This is a genomic window from Sphingomonas sp. GM_Shp_1 (assembly GCF_026540895.1).
In the GTDB taxonomy this organism is placed as follows: Bacteria; Pseudomonadota; Alphaproteobacteria; order Sphingomonadales; family Sphingomonadaceae; genus Sphingomonas.
Genome location: NZ_JALNUR010000022.1, coordinates 24,022 through 43,599, shown reverse-complemented (window position 1 = coordinate 43,599; position 19,578 = coordinate 24,022). Strand labels below are relative to the sequence as shown.

General features: G+C 70.4%; 17 protein-coding genes. 11 read left to right on the top strand and 6 right to left on the bottom strand.

The features are described from left to right. Positions 1-19: 19 nt before the first annotated feature. The 6 genes from OXQ33_RS12135 to OXQ33_RS12110 are packed head-to-tail and all read right to left on the bottom strand — an operon-like array spanning position 20 to position 8,386. Positions 20-1,126: a nucleoside hydrolase gene (locus tag OXQ33_RS12135; RefSeq protein WP_267434968.1), complete on the bottom strand. Its 1,107-nt coding sequence runs from the start codon at positions 1,124-1,126 to the stop codon at positions 20-22. After that, on the bottom strand, positions 1,126-2,415 hold the full coding sequence (guaD, locus tag OXQ33_RS12130) for a guanine deaminase (RefSeq protein WP_267434948.1): 1,290 nt from the start codon (positions 2,413-2,415) through the stop codon (positions 1,126-1,128). The genes OXQ33_RS12135 and guaD overlap by 1 nt, the downstream gene beginning before the upstream one ends. Beyond that, positions 2,412-3,353: a xanthine dehydrogenase accessory protein XdhC gene (gene xdhC, locus OXQ33_RS12125; RefSeq protein WP_267434947.1), complete on the bottom strand. Its 942-nt coding sequence runs from the start codon at positions 3,351-3,353 to the stop codon at positions 2,412-2,414. The genes guaD and xdhC overlap by 4 nt, the downstream gene beginning before the upstream one ends. Further along, positions 3,350-5,632 (bottom strand): xanthine dehydrogenase molybdopterin binding subunit, encoded by a 2,283-nt coding sequence (xdhB, locus tag OXQ33_RS12120; protein ID WP_267434946.1) that lies wholly within the window; start codon positions 5,630-5,632, stop codon positions 3,350-3,352. Before xdhB ends, xdhC begins: the two co-directional genes overlap by 4 nt. Beyond that, positions 5,629-7,026 carry a xanthine dehydrogenase small subunit gene (gene xdhA / locus OXQ33_RS12115; RefSeq protein WP_267434945.1) on the bottom strand — a complete coding sequence of 466 codons (1,398 nt, stop codon included), beginning with the start codon at positions 7,024-7,026 and terminating at the stop codon, positions 5,629-5,631. The genes xdhB and xdhA overlap by 4 nt, the downstream gene beginning before the upstream one ends. 4 nt (positions 7,027-7,030) lie before the next feature. Next, positions 7,031-8,386 carry an NCS2 family permease gene (locus OXQ33_RS12110; protein WP_267434944.1) on the bottom strand — a complete coding sequence of 452 codons (1,356 nt, stop codon included), beginning with the start codon at positions 8,384-8,386 and terminating at the stop codon, positions 7,031-7,033. 449 nt (positions 8,387-8,835) lie between these two features. Here OXQ33_RS12110 and OXQ33_RS12105 point away from each other — a divergent pair, with 449 nt between their 5' ends. The 11 genes from OXQ33_RS12105 to uraH all read left to right on the top strand — a co-directional run bounded on the left by OXQ33_RS12105 (position 8,836) and on the right by uraH (position 19,553). After that, on the top strand, positions 8,836-10,383 hold the full coding sequence (locus OXQ33_RS12105; RefSeq protein WP_267434943.1) for an adenosine deaminase: 1,548 nt from the start codon (positions 8,836-8,838) through the stop codon (positions 10,381-10,383). A gap of 114 nt (positions 10,384-10,497) precedes the next feature. Beyond that, positions 10,498-10,662, top strand: coding sequence for a hypothetical protein (locus OXQ33_RS12100; protein WP_267434942.1), 165 nt, complete (start codon positions 10,498-10,500; stop codon positions 10,660-10,662). After that, a complete protein-coding gene (locus OXQ33_RS12095) occupies positions 10,662-11,996 on the top strand; it encodes an AtzE family amidohydrolase (protein ID WP_267434941.1) in 1,335 nt (444 codons plus the stop codon). The genes OXQ33_RS12100 and OXQ33_RS12095 overlap by 1 nt, the downstream gene beginning before the upstream one ends. Next, the gene (locus OXQ33_RS12090; RefSeq protein WP_267434967.1) at positions 11,996-13,576 is read left to right on the top strand and encodes a gamma-glutamyltransferase; all 1,581 of its coding nucleotides are present in this window, start codon (positions 11,996-11,998) and stop codon (positions 13,574-13,576) included. Before OXQ33_RS12095 ends, OXQ33_RS12090 begins: the two co-directional genes overlap by 1 nt. Continuing rightward, a complete protein-coding gene (locus tag OXQ33_RS12085) occupies positions 13,570-14,820 on the top strand; it encodes an allantoate amidohydrolase (RefSeq protein WP_267434940.1) in 1,251 nt (416 codons plus the stop codon). The genes OXQ33_RS12090 and OXQ33_RS12085 overlap by 7 nt, the downstream gene beginning before the upstream one ends. A gap of 37 nt (positions 14,821-14,857) precedes the next feature. Beyond that, entirely contained in the window at positions 14,858-16,039 is a 1,182-nt protein-coding gene (locus OXQ33_RS12080; protein WP_267434966.1) for an alanine--glyoxylate aminotransferase family protein, read from the top strand. Further along, entirely contained in the window at positions 16,036-16,938 is a 903-nt protein-coding gene (puuE, locus tag OXQ33_RS12075) for an allantoinase PuuE (protein WP_267434939.1), read from the top strand. The genes OXQ33_RS12080 and puuE overlap by 4 nt, the downstream gene beginning before the upstream one ends. Beyond that, entirely contained in the window at positions 16,935-17,315 is a 381-nt protein-coding gene (hpxZ, locus tag OXQ33_RS12070; protein ID WP_267434938.1) for an oxalurate catabolism protein HpxZ, read from the top strand. Before puuE ends, hpxZ begins: the two co-directional genes overlap by 4 nt. Continuing rightward, entirely contained in the window at positions 17,312-17,797 is a 486-nt protein-coding gene (gene uraD, locus OXQ33_RS12065) for a 2-oxo-4-hydroxy-4-carboxy-5-ureidoimidazoline decarboxylase (RefSeq protein ID WP_267434937.1), read from the top strand. The genes hpxZ and uraD overlap by 4 nt, the downstream gene beginning before the upstream one ends. After that, complete coding sequence (locus OXQ33_RS12060; protein WP_267434936.1) at positions 17,794-19,215, top strand: NAD(P)/FAD-dependent oxidoreductase; 1,422 nt, start codon at positions 17,794-17,796, stop codon at positions 19,213-19,215. Before uraD ends, OXQ33_RS12060 begins: the two co-directional genes overlap by 4 nt. After that, a complete protein-coding gene (uraH, locus tag OXQ33_RS12055; protein WP_267434935.1) occupies positions 19,212-19,553 on the top strand; it encodes a hydroxyisourate hydrolase in 342 nt (113 codons plus the stop codon). Before OXQ33_RS12060 ends, uraH begins: the two co-directional genes overlap by 4 nt. Positions 19,554-19,578 lie beyond the last annotated feature (25 nt).

Genomic DNA, 19,578 nt, shown 5'->3' with positions numbered 1-19,578 from the left:
AGGTGAATGCTGATCCCCTCTACCGCCGGGCGGGCCGCGCCATCAGGCGCAGCATTAGCGCCTCCAGCCGGACGGGATCGATCGCGCGGACCACCTCGGCGCGCTGCTCGCCCAGGCCGGGCTGATAGCCCTCATTCCACGACAGCGTGTCGCCATAGCCGGGCCCGAACTGCGTATTATAGTCGACGAAGGCGCTCTGCCGCCCGGTGACGAGCGTCGGGTCCAGCCAGACCGCGGCGGCGATCTCGTCCCACATTGGAAAGCCGGGCTCCATCCCGCCGATCCAGGCGGCGATGGCGGGCGGCGATACGGCGCGGAGCTTGGCGATCAGCGCCGGGGTCAACTCGGTCGCGGTCGACGGGTCGGAGGGCACCACGGTGATGCGCCGCCACGGGCTGCGCGACACGATGCTGGCCGCTTCGGGATCGAAGCGCGCGTTGAACTCGCGGCGGGGGGAGTGGATGAACTCGCGCGCGAACTGGTCCGCCGATACGCCCTTGCGCACCTGACGCGGATTGAAGCTGCCGCCCATATAGACCAGCTCCTTGGCCAGTCCGGCAAAGGCCGGGTCGAGCCGCTGCGCCAGCGCCAGATTGGTCAGCGGCCCCATGGCGATGATCGTCACCTGCCCCGGATGCTCGTGCACCATGCGGAGCAGGAAATTGGCGGCGATCTCGGGCGAGGGGCGGCGGGTCGGGTTGCCGCCGGGCAGGTCGACGGGATCGTCGGCGCGGTGATAGGGCGGGGTGCTCTGCTGGGTCGGCTCGACCCATTGCTTCATCCACGCGCCCTTCCAGGTCAGCTTGCCGTACAGCGCTTCCCAGCGTTCGGTCAGCGCCTCGGAATTGACCAGCGGATAGGTCGCGCCCTGTACGACGGGAACGTTGCGGTTCATCCGCTCGACGCCCTTCAGCGCCATGGCGGTCGCGCGGTTGGCCCACACATTGCCGGATACGGTGGTGATGCCCAGCACCTCGACACCCGGCGCGTCGAGCAGCATCACATGGCCCAGACCGAAGCCTTCGTCGTCGACGATCACCATCCGGCGACCCTCCGGTGCCTGCGCCAGCACGGGCGCTGTCGCCCCCAGCAACAGGCTCCACAGCAGAATCTTCAACACCCGCATCATCCCATCCCCCGATCCCAGGCGCATTCGCCCAGCACATAGGTGCGTCGCACGGTGCGGTCGTCGCCCAGCACCTGCATCGCGAACAGCCGCGCCGCCAGATCGGCCCCGGCGGTCCGCCGCGCGAGCAGCGTCGTGGCCGCCTCGTCCAGCACGACGAAATCGGCCTCCTGCCCCGGCTGGAGCCCGCCCACCCGGTCGGCGATGCCGAGCAACGCCGCGCTGCCCGCCGTCGCCAGATACAGCGCGCGGAACGGATCGAGCCGCATCTCGCGGGCGAGCGCCGCCTGATAGGCGACCCCGGCGGTGTGGAGCATCGAGAAGGACGTGCCCGCACCAATGTCGCTGCCCAGACCCAGCCGCATCCCATGCGCGTCGGCCTGTCCGAAATTGAAGAAGCCCGACCCCAGGAAGAGATTGGAGGTCGGGCAGACCGCGATCCCCGCCCCCCCCTCGGCGATGCGGGCGCAGCTACGGTCGGTCAGGTGGATGCCGTGTGCGAAGACCGAGCGGGGGCCGACCAGCCCGAACCGGTCATAGACGTCGAGATAGTCGTGCGCGTCCGGGAAACGCTGGGCGACGGCGGCGCATTCGTGCCGGTTCTCGGCCAGATGGGTGTGCAGCAGCACGTCCGGGTGGGCCTCCAGCACGGCGGCGGCCTGCACGAGTTGCTCGTCCGAGGAGGTGAGCGCGAAACGCGGCGTCACCGCATAGCCCAGCCGCCCGCGCCCGCGCCACCGGCGGATCAGCGCCTCGCTGTCCGCTCGCGCGCTTTCGGCCGTGTCGCGCAGCCCCTCGGGGCCGAGGTCCATCAGCACCTTGCCCGACAGGATGCGCATCCGCCGCTCCAGCGCCGCGTCGAACAGCGCATCGACCGATCCCGGATGCACGGTCGGAAAGACCAAAGCGCTGGTCGTGCCGTGGCGGAGCAACTCGGTCAGGAAGGCGCTGGCGACGCTGGCGGCATGGCCGGGATCGGCAAAGGCCATCTCGGCGGGAAAGATATGCCGCTCCAGCCAGTCGAGCAGCTGTTCGCCGTGTGAGGCGATCCGGTCCATCTGCGGATAATGGACATGCGCATCGACAAAGCCGGGCACGACCAGACCGGGGAGTTGCTCGACCGACAGCCCGGCGAAGCGCGGGGCCAGGGTGGCGTAATCGCCGCGCGCGACGACCAGCCCGTTCTCGACCGCGAGCAGCCCGTCGGGCTCATGCCGAATCGCATCGGGGTCTTTGGCGGGATCGGTGGCGACCGACAGCAGCTCGGCACGGAAAAGGCGTAGGGTCATGGCAACTCTGGCATGGCGGGGGTGGCAGCGGGCCCGAGCGCCAGAAGCTGGGCAAGGACCGACAGCGCGATCACATCGGGTTCCTTGCCCGCGATGGTCGGCAGGCCGATGGGGCAGGTCAACCGGGCGATGGCTTCGTCCGGCACTGCCTCGCGGGCCAGCCGGGCGAGGAAGCGGGCGCGCTTGGTCGCCGATCCGATCAGCCCGACAAAGGCGAGCGGCGACCGCGTCAGCGCGGCGCGGGTGAGCGCATAGTCGAGCCCATGGTCATGGGTCAGGATCAGGATCGCGGCCTCGTCCGGCGCTTCGGCGATACAGTCGGGCAGGCGGTCCTCTTCGACGATGGTCACGCCCGGCAGATCGGCCATCGTCTCCCGGCTGTCGAACCAGGCGAGCCGCAGGGGCAGGCCGTCGATGCGGCGCGCTATCGCCTGTCCGACATGCCCGGCCCCGAACAGATAGAGCGGTCGCTGCCACTGGCCGGGTCGTTCCGCCCAGCAGGCGCCCGCGGCGGGCCGCTCGCCGCGCGCCGACAGGGGCCGGACCACCGCCATGGGGTCCGGGCGGCGGGCGATGTGCGTCGGATGCAATTCGGTCGTGAGCGTCGTGCTGGTCTCCACGGCCTCGATCCAGTCGAGCGCGGCGGGGTCGACCCGCTCGATCAGCAACCGCACCCGCCCGCCACAGCATTGGCCGAGCAGCGGCCCGAGCGGATAATCCTGCACCCGCCAGCTCCCCGGGGGATGGGCCAGGATCGCGCGGGCCTGTTCGATGGCCCGGTGCTCCAGCGCGCCGCCGCCGATCGTGTCGAAGGACGCGGTGTCGCTCACCACCATCCGCGTCCCCGCCCCGCGCGGCGCGGAGCCTTCGGTGGCGAGGATCGTGACCAGCGCCAGCGGCGCGTCCCCCGCGCGCAGCCGCGCCGCCCAGGCCGTCATGCCCTGTGGGCCGCGATCGCGCGCAATATCGCCTCGGGCGTAGCGGGGGCGTCGAGCGGGGGGAAGGCGCGCCGTTCGGGCGCGGTAGCGGCCACCGCTTCGCCCAGCGCCGACAGGACGCATTGGGCGAGCATGAAGGGCGGCTCGCCGACCGCCTTGGAGCGGTGGATGGTTGGCTCGACATTCTCGCCGTCCCACAGGGTGATGGACAGGCGGCCGGGCCGGTCGGCGGCGGTGGGAATCTTGTAGGTGGCGGGCGAATGGGTCAGCAACCGGCCATCCGCCGCGAAGACCAGCTCCTCGGTGGTCAGCCAGCCCTGGCCTTGCAGGAACCCACCCTCGATCTGGCCCAGGTCGATCGCCGGATTGAGCGACCGCCCGACATCGTGGAGGATGTCGACCGCCAGCACCCGATGCTCGCCGGTCAGCGTGTCGACCACCACCTCGGCACAGGCCGCGCCGTACGCGAAATAATAAAAGGGCCGCCCGCGATGCGCGGCGCGGTCATAGGCGATGTCGGGCGTCGCGTAGAAGCCGGTCGAGGACAGCGACACGCGCGCCAGATGCGCCTTGCGGCACAAGGTGGCGAAGGGGATCGTCTCCGCCCCCGCCACGACTCCTTCGGGCGTGAAGCGCACCTCCTCCGGCGTGCAGCCGCCGATCGACGCTGCGACGCCCGCCAGCCGGTCGCGGATGGTGGAGGCGGCCCGGAACGTCGCCATGCCGTTCAGGTCCGCGCCCGAGGACGCGGCGGTGGCGGAGGTGTTGGGCACCTTGTCGGTGCGGGTCGCGGTGATGCGCACCCGATCGGCGGGCACGGCGAAGACGTCCGCCACCACCTGCGCGACCTTGATATACAGGCCCTGGCCCATCTCGGTGCCGCCGTGATTCACCTGGATGCTGCCATCGGCATAAAGGTGCACCAGCGCGCCCGCCTGGTTCAGATGGGTGGTGGTGAAGCTGATCCCGAACTTCACCGGCGCCAGCGCGATGCCCTTTTTCAGGACGGTGTGGCGCGCGTTGAAGTCGCGCACGGCGGCGCGGCGGGCATCGTAATCGCTGTCATGGCGCAGCCGGTCGATCAGCGCGGGCGCGATATTGTCGGCGACGGTCATGCCATAGGGTGTCACGTCGCGCCCCGGCCCATAGAGATTGGCGGTGCGCACATCCAGCGGATCGCGACCCAGCGCGGCGGCGACGACATCCATCACCCGCTCGATGGCCAGCATCCCCTGCGGCCCGCCAAAGCCGCGAAAGGCGGTGGCGGAGACGGTGTGCGTCTTCAGCCGTTCGGAGACGATCTCGATGGCGGGCAGCCAATAGCTATTGTCCGCATGGAACATGGCGCGGTCGTTGATCGCGGGCGACAGGTCCACGGTCGCGCCGCACCGCGACGCCAGCGTCAGGGACAGACCCAGCACATGACCGTCCTCGTCGAAGCCGACATCATAGCCGACCTCGAACTCATGGCGCTTGCCGGTCAGCACCATGTCGTCGTCACGGTCGCAGCGGAACTTGGCGGGCCGCCCGGTCTTGGCGGCGACCAGCGCGGCGGCGGCGGCGAAGGGCGCGGCCTGGGTCTCCTTGCCGCCGAACGCGCCGCCCATGCGGCGGACCTCGACCGTGACGTCGGCGGAACTGACGCCCAGCAGGTCGGCGACCAGATGCTGCACTTCGCTGGGATGCTGGGTCGAGCTGGCGATATGGACCTGCCCGTCCTCGCCCGGCCGCGCGAGCGCGACCTGGCCCTCAAGGTAGAAGTGATCCTGCCCGCCCATGGTGAAGCCGCCCGACCGGCGATGCGGCGCGGCGGCCAGCGCGGCGGCGGCGTCGCCGCGCGCCATGCGCTGGGTGGGTTCGATCAGCGATGCGGCGGCGCGCGCCTCCGTGATCGAGAGCAGCGCCGGGCGGGGGGCGTAGGTGATCCTGCCCAGCCGCGCCGCCCGCCGCGCCGCGTCCCGGCTGGTCGCCGCCACCAGGAACACCGGCTGGCCGCGATACAGTATCTCGCCATCGGCCAGCAGCCGGTCGTCATGCGCGACCGGGCTGACATCGTTATGGCCGGGAATGTCTGCCGCCGTGAAGACCGCCACCACGCCGGGGGCGGCGCGCACCGCGTCCAGGTCGATGGCGGTGATCGCGGCATGGGTCTCCGTCGCCTGGCCGAAGGCGAGGTGGAGCAGGTCGGCGGGCTCGGGCTCGTCGTCGATATAGCGCGCCGCGCCGGTGACGTGCAGCGGCGCGCTGTCATGCGGGAGCGAGGGTTTGGGCGCGGTCATCGGCAGAGCGCCTGCACCGACACGGGCTCGCCCCGTTCACGGTGCCAGAGCCGCCAGAGCAGGTTGCCCGCCGCTTCGCGCCGATAGGCCGCGCTGCCGCGCACATCGGTCAGCGGATCGAAATCCTCGTTCAGCGCGGCGACCGCGCGGGCGATGGTCGCTTCGGACAGGGGCAGGCCGGTCAGCGCCGCCTCGCAACCGCCCGCGCGGCGCGGGGTCGCGGCCATCCCGCCGAACGCGACCCGCGCCTCCGCGACGATGCCGTCCTCCATCTTCAGGTGGAACGCGCCGCACACCGCCGAGATGTCGCTGTCGAACCGGCGCGAGAGTTTCGAGATATGGACGATGGCATCGGGGGCGGGGTGGGGGATGTGGACCCGCTCGATAAACTCGCCCGGCGCGCGGTCCTGCCGCCCATAGGCGAGGAAATAATCCTCCAGCGCCAGCGTCCGGCGCTCCTCGCCCCGGCGAAGGACCAGCGAGGCACCGAGCGCGATCAGCGCCGGGGGCCCGTCGCCGATCGGCGAGCCATTGGCGATGTTCCCGCCGATGGTCCCGGCATTGCGGACCTGCAATCCGCCGATCCGCCGCACCAGCTCGCCCAGATCGGGGTGCAGCCGTGCGAGCGCCCCATGCGCCTCGGCATAACGCACCGCCGCGCCCAGCGTGACCCCGGCGGCATTCTCCTCGATCCTGCGCAACTCGGGGATGTCGCCGATGAAGACCGGGGTGCCGATATCGCGCAGCCCCTTCGTCACCCACAGCCCGACATCGGTGGCCCCGGCGATCAACCGCGCATCGGGGCGTTCGAGCAACAGCGCGGCGAGATCGTCCACCGAGCGCGGCGCGAACCAGCCTGTCGCCTCGTCGGTGCGAAGGTCGCGCAACGCGGCGACCAGCGCCCGGTCGTCGCGCGGGGCGGGCGGGGTCTCCTCGGCGGCGGCCAGGATCGGGCCATATCCTGTGCACCGGCACAGATTGCCCGCGATCACATCGGCGACCGGCAGGTCATGCCCCGCCGCCCCGATCGCCCGGCCGTGCAACGACATGACGAAGCCCGGCGTGCAGAAACCGCATTGCGAGCTGCCGTTGCGCGCCATGCACGACTGGAGCGGGGTCGGCGCGCGCCCCTGCGACAGGCTCTCGACGGTCATCACCGCCTTGCCGTCGACCATCGGCAGGAACAGGATACAGGCATTGACCGCGCGCCAGGCGACGGTCTCGCCCACCGCCTCGCCGAGCAGCACGGTGCAGGCGCCGCAATCCCCCTCGGCACAACCCTCCTTGGTGCCGGTGCGGCGCAGGCGATAGCGCAGATGGTCGAGCAGGGTCGCGGTCGGATCGGCGTCGGCGACCGTCACGACCTCGTCGTCGAGGAGGAAGCGGATCGTCATCGCCTCACGCTCCCCCCATCCATACGAAGCGCGCGACGAACAGCGCGGCGAGCAGGAACAGGAACCAGTCGCCCCGCGTCGCCTGCCCGCGCATCGCCTTCAACAGGGCATGGGCGGTGATGCCGAAGGCCAAGCCGTTGGCGATGGAGAAGGTCAGCGGGATCATAGCGACCGTCAGAAAGGCCGGGATCGCCGCCTGCGGATCGTCCCAGTGGATCTCGACCAGCGGCAACAGCATCAGCCCGCCGACCACGATCAGCGCGGGCGCGGTGGCGGCCAGCGGCACCAGCTGCGCATAGGGGGCGACGAACATGGTGAGCAGGAACAGCACCCCCGTGACCACGGCGGTCAGCCCGGTGCGCCCGCCCGCCTGTACGCCCGCCGCGCTCTCGACATAGCTGGTGACGGTGCTGGTCCCCACCACCGCGCCGACCATCGTCGCCACCGCATCGGTCAGCAGGATGCGGTTCAGCTTGGGGATGCGTCCGCCCGCGTCGATCAGCCCGGCGCGCTTGGTCACCGCGACCAGCGTGCCGATATTGTCGAACAGGTCGACGAACAGGAACACGAACAATATCTCGAACAGGCCCAGCCCATGCCGCCCGCCGACCCCGAACACGCCCGCCAGGTCGACCCGGAACGCGGTCTCGGTCAACATGGTCAGGCTATAGGGCTCGGGCTTCACCGTGACCTGCCCGGCGATCCAGGCGATGACGGTGGTGACGACGATCCCGATCAACATCGCGCCGCGCACGTTCCAGATGCTCAAGACCCCGATCAGCACCAGGCCGAGCAGCGCCAGCGCCGCCCCCGGCTGGGTCAGCGGGCCCAGCGCCACCAGGGTCGCGGGGCTGGCGACGACGATCCCGGCATTCTTCAACCCGATGAACCCGATGAACAGGCCGATCCCGCCCGCCACCGCCGCGAACAGATGCGGCGGGATGACCGACACGATCAACTGCCGCACCCCGGTCAGCGTGAGCACCAGGAAGCAGAAGCCCGAGATCAGCACGCATCCCAGCGCGATCGGCCAGGGGATGCCCATCTGCTGCACCACGGTGAAGCTGAAATAGGCGTTCAGGCCCATGCCCGGCGCCAGCGCCAGCGGCACATTGGCGACCATACCCATCAGGATCGAGGCGAACGCGGCGGCGAAGCAGGTGGCGGCGGCGACGGCGGCGACCGGCATTCCGGCCTGTCCCAGGATCACCGGGTTGACCAGCACGATATAGGCCATGGTCAGAAAGGTGGTGACGCCCGCCAATATCTCGGTCCGGGCCGAGGTGCCGCGCGCGGTCAGCTGGAAGCGGCGTTCCAGCAAATTGGACTCCGCCCGTTCGTCACTCGCCCTGTCCGTCATGCCATCCCCCGGAAAACCCCGTCCTTCCCGTGATGCCAGCGAGAGGCCGCGCGATCTACATCAATCATTTTCATCCATCGTTGCAAAAATGCGCGCACCCTTCGCCGTTCCTCGATACCTAACCTTCCCTCTCCCCTCGCAGAGGGGAGAGGGTTGCGCAGACTTGGCCTTTGCGGGAGCAAAGGCTTAGTCGGAGCTGGGTGAGGGGTGGGCGCTCGCAGGTGCGAGCGCGCGAGCCTGTGGGCTCGCTCGACCCCTCACCCAAGCTGCGCTAGCCAGCATAGCTGGCAAGCTCCGCTAACCCTCTCCCCTGTCCAGGGGAGAGGGAAGCGTACGCGATATGGGTCGGCCACCGCGCGTTTTCCGGCAACGCGACGTGCCGGATATTGCGATGGGCGCAGCCGGACGCGGTCCCTAGACAGGCGGGCATCATCAAGGGGGAATAGCGGATGAACGCCGGTGGCAATGGCGGCTGGGCGCGTGTGCGTGCCGGTGCGGCGAGCGTGATGATCCTGGCCATGGGTCTTTCCGGCGGGGCGGCTGTGTCGCGTACCCCGGAGACGCCCGAGGGCAGGGCGGCAGCCTATCTCGACCGTATTGCCGACAGCCCGCCGCGCCTGCGCCTGTTCCTGCAAGCCATGCCCAAGGGCGGCGACCTGCACAATCATGCGGGCGGTGCGATCTATGCCGAGGATATGCTGCGCTGGGCGGCGGCGGACGGGCTGTGCCTGTCGACCGAGCCGGTCGGCGTCGCGCCGCCGCCCTGCGACGCGCCGGGCCGGGTCGCGGCGGCGGGGCTGGAGCGGGATTACCCGCGCTATGCGGGATTCATCGACGGCTTCTCCACGCGCGGCCATGAGGCAGGGACCGGCGACCCGCGCGTGACGGGCTATGACCGCTTCTTTTCGACTTTCGCCGCCTTCTGGCCCATCGCCGCGCGGCACGGGGGCCAGGTGATCGCGCTCGCCCGGCAACAGGCGGCGGCCGACGGCGTGTCCTATGCCGAGCTGAGCACCGGCTCGGTGGCGACGCAGCCGCTGCTGGCGAAGATCGGCGAGGGCGATGTGCGGGATCTCGCCGCGCTGTACGACCGCATCGCGCCCGAACTGCCGGGCGCGGTGCAGGCGACCCGCGCGGAATATGACCGCTATGACGCCGAGGTCGCGGCGATCGACGGTTGCGCCACCGCCACCCCGAAGCCGTCTTGCGCGACCGAAATTCGCTACCAATACGCGGCCATCCGCACCCGGCCGCCGGTGCAGGTGTTCGCCGAGCTCGCGCTGGGCTTCGCGCTGGTGCAGGCCGATCCGCGTTTCGTCGCGGTCAACATCGTCGCGCCCGAACATGATCCGGTCGCGATCCGCGACTATGCGCTGCACATGCGGATGCTGCGCTTCCTGAAGCAGCGTTATCCGGCGGTGCCGCTGTCGCTCCATGCGGGCGAGCTGACGCTGGGGCTGGTGCCGCCGCGCGACCTGGCGTTCCACATCCACGATGCCGTGGAGGTCGCGGGCGCCAAGCGGATCGGGCACGGCGTCGACATCGCCTATGAAACCGATGCCCGCGCGCTGCTGGCCCGCATGGCGCGCGACCGGGTGGCGGTGGAGATCAACCTGACCAGCAATGCGGTGATCCTGGGCGTGAAGGGGCGTGACCATCCGCTGTCGCTCTATCGCCAGGCGGGGGTGCCGGTGGTGCTGTCGACCGACGACGAAGGCGTCTCGCGCAGCGACATGACCAACGAATATCTGCGCGCCGTGACCGAGCAAAAGCTGCGCTACCCCGACCTGAAGCAGATGGCCCGCGATTCGCTCCATTATGCGTTCCTGCCGGGCGCGAGCCTGTGGCAGGACCGCGCAGGCGGTCCCCGCGTCGCGGCCTGTCGCGACCTTGCCTCGGACAGCTGCCGCGCCTTCACCGCTACCCATGCCAAGGCGCGGCTTGAGGCCCGGCTGGAACGCGACTTCGACCGGTTCGAGCGCCAGTCCTTCGATTGATGTCGCGCCGGGAGTGCGCGAAAAATGCGTACGCTCGGGGCGGAATATTGCGCTTCTGGAGAGTGGTTCGGCGACGCTAACACCTTGACGGATCATTCACGGAGGCACGACCCCATGACCCAGGCGACCGAAGAGGAACGGCGGCTCGCCATGCTGCTGGCCGAGCGGCTGGGACTGGTCCTGCCAGCGGCGGCGGTGAAGGGGGTGGTGGCCAATCAGCGGCTGCTGGCGAGGCACCATGCCGTCGTCAGGGACGCGGCCCAGGGGGAGGCGCAGTAATGGACACGGCTCTCGGCATCGCCGCCGATGTCCGCGCGGGGCGGCGTTCCGCGCGAGCGATGGCGGTGGAGACGCTCGACAGCATAGCCGCGCAAGGCGCGCTCAACGCCGCCACCCGGTTGTTGCATGGCCATGCGCTGGCCGATGCCGAGCGGGTCGATGCGCGGGTCGCCGCCGGGGGCGATCCGGGGCCGCTGGCGGGGGTGCCCTTCGCGGTCAAGGATCTGTTCGACATCGCCGGAGAGACGACCACCGCCGGGGCGCGGCAACGGGCTGCCGCGCCGCCCGCGACCCGCGATGCCGAGGTCGTCGTCCGACTGCGCGCGGCCGGAGCGGTGCTGGTCGCGACGACCAATATGGACGAGTTCGCCTATGGCTTCTCGACCGAGAACACCCATTACGGCACCACCTGCAACCCGCACGACCCCGAGCGGCTGGCTGGCGGATCGTCGGGTGGATCGGCGGCGCTGGTGGGGGCGGGGCTGGTGCCGCTGGCGCTGGGATCGGACACCAACGGGTCGATCCGCGTGCCCGCCAGCCTGTGCGGCATCTATGGTTTGCGGCCCAGTTTCGGGGCCTTGTCGGTCGAGGGCGTCTATCCCTTTGTCGAGCGGCTGGACACGGTGGGCTGCTTTGCCCGTTCGCCCGAGGATCTGGCTGTCGCGCATGAGGTGATGGGCGGGACGTTGTCGCCCGTTGCGGGACCGCTGCGGGTCGCGGCGCTGGGCGGATGGTTTGCGGGGCTGGCCGATCCGGCGGTGCTCGCCGGGATCGCGCGGATCGCCGAGTATCTGGGGGCGGGGCCGTCGGTCGAGTTGCCCTCCGCTGCTGCCGCGCGCTCGGCCGGGTTCGTGCTGACCGGGGCGGAGGGCGGGCATCGCCATCTGGCGGCGCTGCGCCATGACGCGATGGCGTTCGACCCGGCAACGCGCGACCGGCTGATCGCGGGCGCGCTCCAGCCGGTCGCGGCGGTGCGCGAGGCGGAGGCGGTGGCGCGGCGCTTCACCGAGGAACTGGGCGAGGCGCTGGCCACGCACGACCTGTTGCTCGCCCCCGCGACGCCGATGCCCGCCCCCCGGATCGACGCGACGACCATCGTGATCGACGGCCAGACCCTGTCGGCGCGCGCCGATCTGGGCCTGCATACCCAGCCGCTAAGCCTGGCGGGCGTGCCGATCCTGTCGGTGCCGCTCCGCCAGCCCGAGGCAGCGATGCCCATCGGAGTGCAGTTGATCGCCGCTCCGGGGCGCGAGGCATTGCTGTTCAAGACGGCGGCGGACCTGGTCGCGGCGGGGCTGGTCGCCTGTACGCCCGCCCCGAGGGAGGCGGCATGATGCGCGCGACTCCCCGTTCCTTACGCGGCATGGTCAGCGCGCCGCATCATCTGGCGGCGCAGGCCGGGCGCGACGTGCTGGCCGAGGGGGGCTCGGCGGTCGAGGCGGCGGTGGCGACCGCCGCCTGCCTGGCGGTCGTCTATCCGCATATGACCGGGATCGGCGGCGACGGCTTCTGGCTGGTCGCCGAGCCGGACGGACGGACCTGGGCCATCGACGGATGCGGCGCGGCGGCGCTGGCGGCGGATCGGGCTTTGTACCGTGACCATGCGACGATCCCGTGGCGCGGGCCCCTGGCGGCGAACACCGTGGCAGGCACCGTTGCGGGATGGCAGGCGGCCTTGACGCAAAGCGGTGCGACCCTTTCGCTGGACCGGCTGTTGCGCGATGCGATCCACCATGCACGGACCGGGGTGGCCGTCACCGCCGGAGGCGCGCAGGTCGCCGCCGCCGCCTCGACGGCGCTGCGCGATCTGCCCGGCGATTATGCGCGGGTGTTCGAGCCCGAGGGGCGACCGCTTGCCGAGGGTGACATCTTCCGCCAGCCCGCTCTCGGGACGACGCTGGAGCGGCTGGCGGGCGAGGGGCTGGACGGCTTTTATCGGGGGGCGCTGGCGCAGGACATCGCCGCCGACCTTGCGACCCTCGGCAGCCCCCTTGCGGCCGCCGACCTCGCCGCCTTCGCCGCGCGGGCGGTCGAGCCGCTCGCCGTGGACATCACGGGCGCGCGCCTGTTCAACCTGCCGCCGCCGACGCAAGGGGTGGCGGCACTCCTGATCCTGGCGCTGTTCGACCGGCTGGGGGCGGCGACGTATGACGGGTTCGATCATGTCCATCGGCTGGTCGAGGCGACCAAACAGGCGTTTCGCTGGCGCGACGCGCATGTCGGCGATCCGGCGACGATGACCGTCGATGCGCAGGCCTTGCTGGACGATGCGGCCGCGCTCGACCGGATGGCGGGCGCCATCGACCCGGACCGCGCCGCGCCCTGGCCGCATCCCCCGGCGTTGGGCGACACCACCTGGTTCGGCGCGGCCGATGCGCGCGGGCAGGTCGTGAGCTGCATCCAGAGCACCTATTTCGAATTCGGATCGGGTATCGTCCTGCCGCGCACCGGCATCACCTGGCAGAATCGGGGATGCTCTTTCGCGCTGGACGGCGACGGCCCCAACCGTCTGCGGCCCGGCGCGCGGCCCTTCCACACGCTGAATCCCGCGCTGGCCCGGTTCGAGGACGGTCGGGTCATGGCCTATGGCACGATGGGGGGCGAGGGGCAGCCGCAGACCCAGGCGGCGATCTTCACCCGCCATGCTGTCTTCGGCCAGCCCTTGCAGGCGGCGGTGGATGCGCCGCGCTGGCTGTTGGGGCGGACCTGGGGCGAGCAGAGCACCACGCTGAAGATCGAAGAGGGGTTCGACCCGGCGCTCTACGAGCAACTGCGCGCGGCGGGCCATGTGGTCGAGACGGTCCCCGGCTGGTCGTCGATGATGGGCCATGCCGGGGCGATCCTGCGCCATCCGGGCGGCCTGATCGAGGGCGCGACCGACCCGCGCAGCGACGGGATGGTGGCGACATGGTGAGCGCATCCGGGGCCCGAGCGGCCGCCCGCTGCCTCGAACTGTCGCGCGCCCCTTATAGCGACTCGCCCGACAGGTTGTTTCGCGGCTGGCTGACCCCCGCCTATCGTGTGACCATCGAACGGGTGGGTGCGTGGATGGAAGAGGCGGGCATGACGGTGCGCCGCGACGCCGCGATCAATCTGGTCGGCCGCTATGAGGGGGATCGCCCCGACGCCCCCGCTTTGGTGATCGGCAGCCATCTGGACAGCGTCCGCGACGGTGGGGCCTATGACGGGCCGCTGGGCGTGATGCTAGGCATCGAATGCGTCGCGGCGCTCAATGCCGAGGGCCGCCGTCTACCCTTCGCCATCGAAGTGATCGGCTTCGGCGACGAGGAGGGGTCGCGCTTCCCTGCCGCGATGCTGGGCAGCCGCGCGGTCGCGGGTACGTTGCCGCCCGGTGCGGCCGACATGGCCGATGCGGAAGGGATCAGTGTCGATGCTGCGCTCGGCGAGTTCGGTAGCCGGGCGGAGGCGCTTGCCACCGCCGCCCGCGCGCCGGGCACCATGCTCGCCTATCTGGAGGCGCATATCGAGCAGGGCCCGGTGCTGGAGGCCGAGGGGCTGGCGCTGGGCACCGTCACCGGCATCGCGGCGCAACTCCGTCTGGAGGTGACGGTGACGGGCGTGGCAGGCCATGCCGGGACGGTGACGATGCCCCTGCGTCGTGACGCGCTGGCCGCCAGTGCCCGGATGGTCGCGGCAATCGAGGACATTGCGCTGGCCGACAATTCCGAACTGGTGGCGACGGTCGGGCGGATGGCGGTCGCGCCGGGCGCGGCGAATGTGATCGCGAGCGAGGCGCGCTTCACCGTCGACATCCGCGCCGGGACCACCGCGCGGCGCGACCGGGCCGCCGCCGCCATCGGCGAGGCGATGCAGGCCATCGCCCGCGAGCGCGACGTCGCGCTCACCGTCGCGACGATCCACGACTTGCCCCCCACCCCGTGCGATCCGCGGCTGATGAAGTTGCTCGACACCGCGATCCGGGCGACCGGGCAGCCTGCCCGGCGGCTGATGTCGGGGGCGGGGCATGACGCGATGGCGATGGCGGCGCTCGGCCCCGTCGCGATGCTGTTCCTGCGCTGTGCCGGAGGGGTCAGCCATCATCCGGCCGAGCATGTCGATCCGGCGGATGCCGATGCCGCCCTGGCCGCGATGCGCGGCTTTATCGCGCTTTTGGGAGACAAATATCGTGACGCCTGACCTTTTCGGCGAAATCGACCCGCCGCAGCGCCTGTTGATGGGGCCGGGGCCGGTCAATGCCCATCCGCGTGTGCTGCGCGCGATGAGCGCCGATCTGCTCGGCCAGTTCGACCCGGAAATGACCGGCTACATGAACCAGGTGATGGCGCTGTACCGCCCGGTGTTCGGCACCGACAATCACTGGACCTTCCTGGTCGACGGCACCGCGCGCGCCGCCATCGAGGCGTCCTTGGTGTCGCTGCTCGCGCCCGGCGACCGGCTGCTGGTCATTGATTTCGGCCGTTTCGGGTTGCTGTTGCAGGAAATCGGCGAGCGGATCGGCGCGCAGGTCGAGCGGCTGTCGGTGCCCTGGGGGCAGACGGTGCCGCTCGACGCCATTGCCGAGGCCATTGCCCGCACCGAGCCGATGGTCGTCGCCTGCGTCCATGGCGATACCTCGACCACCATGGCGCAGCCGCTCGACGGGGTGGGGGCACTGGCCCGCGCGGCGGGGGCGTATCTCTATGTCGATGCGACCGCGACCATCGGGGGCATGGAGATCGCCACCGACCGCTGGGGCGCGGACATCGTGACCGGCGGCTTGCAGAAATGCCTGGGCGGTCCGTCGGGCTCGGCGCCGATCACCGTCTCGCCCCGCGCCGCCGAGCATATCCTCAGCCGTCGCCATGTCGAAAAGGGCATTCGCCGCGACGACCTGGCCGATGCGGGGGGCGTGCGGATCGGCTCCAACTATTTCGATCTCGCCATGGTCATGGACTATTGGTCGGAAAAGCGGCTGAACCACCATACCGAGGCGACGACCATGCTGTATGGCGCGCGCGAATGCGCCCGGATCGCGCTGGGCGAAGGGCTGGAGGCGCGGTTCGCGCGCCATGCGGCGGCGGGTCGGGCGGTGGTGGCGGGCGCACGGGCGCTGGGGCTGGAGGTGTTCGGCGACGACCGTTTCCGCATGACCAACGTCACCGGCATCCTGATCCCGGAAGGGGTGGACGGCGAGCGGGTGCGCGCCCGGATGCGCCAGGATTTCGAGATCGAGATCGGCACCGCCTTCGGCCCGCTCCAGGGCCGGATGTGGCGGATCGGCGCGATGGGATATAACGCCATGAAGCATAAGGTGGTTTTGACCCTCGCCGCGCTGGAGGCGGTGCTCAGGGCCGAGGGGCTGGCGCTGCCCGCTGGGGCCGGGGTCGATGCCGCGCTCGAAAGCTATGCCGCATGAGCGCCGCGCGCGACCTGGTGGGCTATGGCCCGACGCCGCCCGATCCCCGCTGGCCCGGTGGTGCGCGCGTCGCGGTGCAGTTCGTCGTCAATGTCGAGGAGGGCGCGGAGAACAGCGTCCTGAACGGCGATGCCGGGTCCGAGGCGTTCCTGTCGGAGATGGTCGGCGCGGCCAGCCACCCCGCGCGCGCCATGGCGATGGAAAGCCTGTACGAATATGGCGCGCGCGCCGGGTTCTGGCGGCTGCATCGCCTGTTCGCCGAGCGGCAGGTGCCGGTCACGGCCTTTGCTGTCGCCACCGCCATGGCCGCCAATCCGGCGACGGTCGATGCGATGCTGTCCGCCGATTGGGAGATTGCCAGCCACGGCTTTCGCTGGATCGACTATCAATATGTCCCGCCCGAGGTGGAGCGCGCGCATATCGCCGAGGCGATCGCGCTGCACACCCGGCTGACCGGCACACGGCCGCTTGGCTGGTATCAGGGGCGCACCTCGCCCGCGACCGCCGCCCTGGTCGCCGCCGAGCGCGGGTTCGTCTATGATGCGGACAGCTATGCCGACGACTTGCCCTATTGGGATCGTCGCCATGCCGAGGCCAATGGCGGGCGGGCGCAGTTGATCGTACCCTATACGCTCGACGCCAATGACATGAAGTTCGTCGCCTATAACGGCTTTGCCGATGGCGAGCCCTTTTTCCGCTACCTACGCGATACCTTCGAGCAGTTGCGCGCCGAGGGCGGCCGGATGATGTCCATCGGGCTGCACGGGCGCGTCGCGGGGCGACCGGCTCGCGCGGCGGCGCTGGCCCGCTTCGTCGACCATGTGATCGCCAGCGGCGACGCCTGGATCGCGCGCCGCATCGATATCGCCCGCCACTGGCAACAGGTGCACCCCGCATGACAATCGACGACCCGCAAGTGGTGGCCGAGGTGACGGCCGCCTTCCTGACCTATGAGGCCGCGCTGATGGCCGATGACGTGCCCGCGATGGACCGGCTGTTCCACGATCACCCCAGCACCATCCGCTATGGCGTGGGCGAGGTGCTGTACGGCGCGGAGGCCATTCGCGAATTCCGAAAGGGGCGCGGCGGATCGCCGCAGCGTCGGCTGGGCCAGGTCGCGATCCACAGCTTCGGCCGCGACCATGCCACCGCCAATGCCGAGTTCTTCCGCGACGGCGACACAAGGCGCGGGCGGCAGAGCCAGACATGGGTCCGCTTCGCCGATGGGTGGAAGGTGGTGGCCGCGCATGTCTCCATCGAGGGGAACGGGTCATGACCGATTTCAACACCCTGTCGGACGAAGCCTTCGTCGCCCGCTATGCCAGCGTGGTCGAACATTCGCCCTGGGTGGTAGAGAGAGTGGCGACGCGGCGGCCCTTTCCCGACCTGGCGGAAGCCATCATGGCGGTGCTGGACGACGCCACGCCCGAGGAGCGCCTGTCGGTGATCCGCGCCCATCCCGAACTGGCCGGGCGCGCCGCCATCGCGGGCACGCTGACCGCCGAATCGCGGAGCGAACAGGCGTCCGCCGGGCTCGACCGCATGACCCCGCAGGAGTTCGAGCACTTCCATGCGCTCAATGCCGCCTATCGCGAGCGGTTCGGCTTTCCCTTCGTCATCTGCGTCCGGCGGACCGACCGGGCGGGCATCCTTCGCGCCATGGCCGAGCGGCTGGAGCATGACCGCGAGACGGAGATCGCCACCGCCCTGACCGAGATCGGCCATATCGTCCGCCTGCGACTGGAGACCCTGTCATGACCCATCCCATCGGCCTGGCCGCTTTGGCGCAGCAGGTCGCGACCGATCTCGAACGCCTGGCGCATGGCGGCCCCGCCTGGACTCGGCCGCAGAGCGATGCGGAGGGCCATGTCCACGACGTCATCATCGTCGGCGGCGGGCAGAGCGGGCTGGGCGCGGCCTTCGGCCTGATGCGTGAGCGGGTGTCCGACATACTGGTGCTGGACGAGAATCCGGCGGGCTATGAGGGGCCGTGGGACACCTATGCGCGGATGATGACGCTGCGCACGCCCAAGCATCTGACCGCCATCGACTTCGGCATCCCCTCGCTGACCTTCCGCGCCTTTTGGGAGGCGCAGCATGGGCCGGAGGGGTGGGAGGCGCTGGACAAGATCCCCCGGCGCGACTGGATGGCCTATCTGCGCTGGTATCGCGCGGTGCTGAACCTGCCGGTGCGCAACGAGGCGCGGGTGACGTTGATCGAGCCCTTAGGGGGCAGGTTCCGGGTCCATCTGGCGGACGATGCGCCGCTGCTCGCGCGCAAGGTGGTGCTGGCGACCGGCATCCAGGGCGGTGGCCATTGGCACGTCCCCCCGATGGTGCGCGACCGTCTGGCCCCGACGCTTTATGCCCATACCTCCGCCGCCATCGACTATGCCGCGCTGGCGGGCAAGCGGATCGCGTTGCTGGGGGCGGGGGCCTCGGCGTTCGACAATGCCCATGCCGCGCTGTCCGCCGGGGTGGCGGAGGCGCATGTCTTCGTCCGCCGCCCCGCCTTGCCGCGCGTCAATCCGATCCGGCATATGGAGCGCAGCGGCATCGTCGGTCGCTTCGCCGCGCTGGACGACGACGCCAAATACCGGATGATGGTCGCCTTTTTCGACCGCAGCCAGCCGCCGACCAACGACACGTTCGACCGCGCCTCGGCGCTGCCGGGCTTCCACCTGCATCTCGGCACGCCGTGGCTCGACGTGGCGGAGAGCGGCGGGGGGGTGGCGGTGACGACTCCGCGGGGGACCGAGACGTTCGACTTCCTCGTCCTGTCCACCGGCCTCGTCACCGATCCCGCCTTGCGGCCCGAACTGGCGCTGGTCGCCGACGGCATCGCGCGCTGGTCGGACCGCTATCGCCCCGTAGAAGGGGCCAACCCGCTGATCGACGCGCATCCCTATCTGGGCCCGAATTTCCAGTTCCTGCCGCGCGAACCCACCCATGCGGCGGCGTTGCACGGGCTGTTCGCGTTCAACTATTCGGGGCTGATCAGCCTGGGCCTGTCCGCCTCGGCGCTGTCGGGGCTTCGCCACGCGCTGCCCCGGCTGGTCGCGGGGGTGGCCGACCAGTTGTTCGTCGACGACCGCGACGCGATGATGGCGGCCTATCTGGACTATGACGAGCCCGAATTTATCGGCTCCTGGCCGCGCATGGCGGCGTCGGCATGAGCGCGACCCTGTCCACCCATGTCCTCGACACGGTGCGCGGCGGCCCGGCGGCGGGGGTCGTCGTCACCCTGCTCGACGGGGAAGGCGTGCGGCTGTTCGAGGGGCTGACCAACGCCGATGGACGCTGCCCGGAACTGGCCGGGCTGCGTCTGTCGTCGGGACGCCATGCGCTGCGCTTCGCGGTGGCGGATTATTTTCGTAGCGAAGGGGTCGCGCTGGCCGATCCGCCGTTTCTGGACCGGGTGACGATCGACTTCGGCATCGCCGGGGCGGGGGGGCATTATCATGTGCCGCTGCTCGTCTCTCCCTACAGCTATTCCACCTATCGGGGCAGTTGACCTTCATGTTTCGTACCGGAGTGAC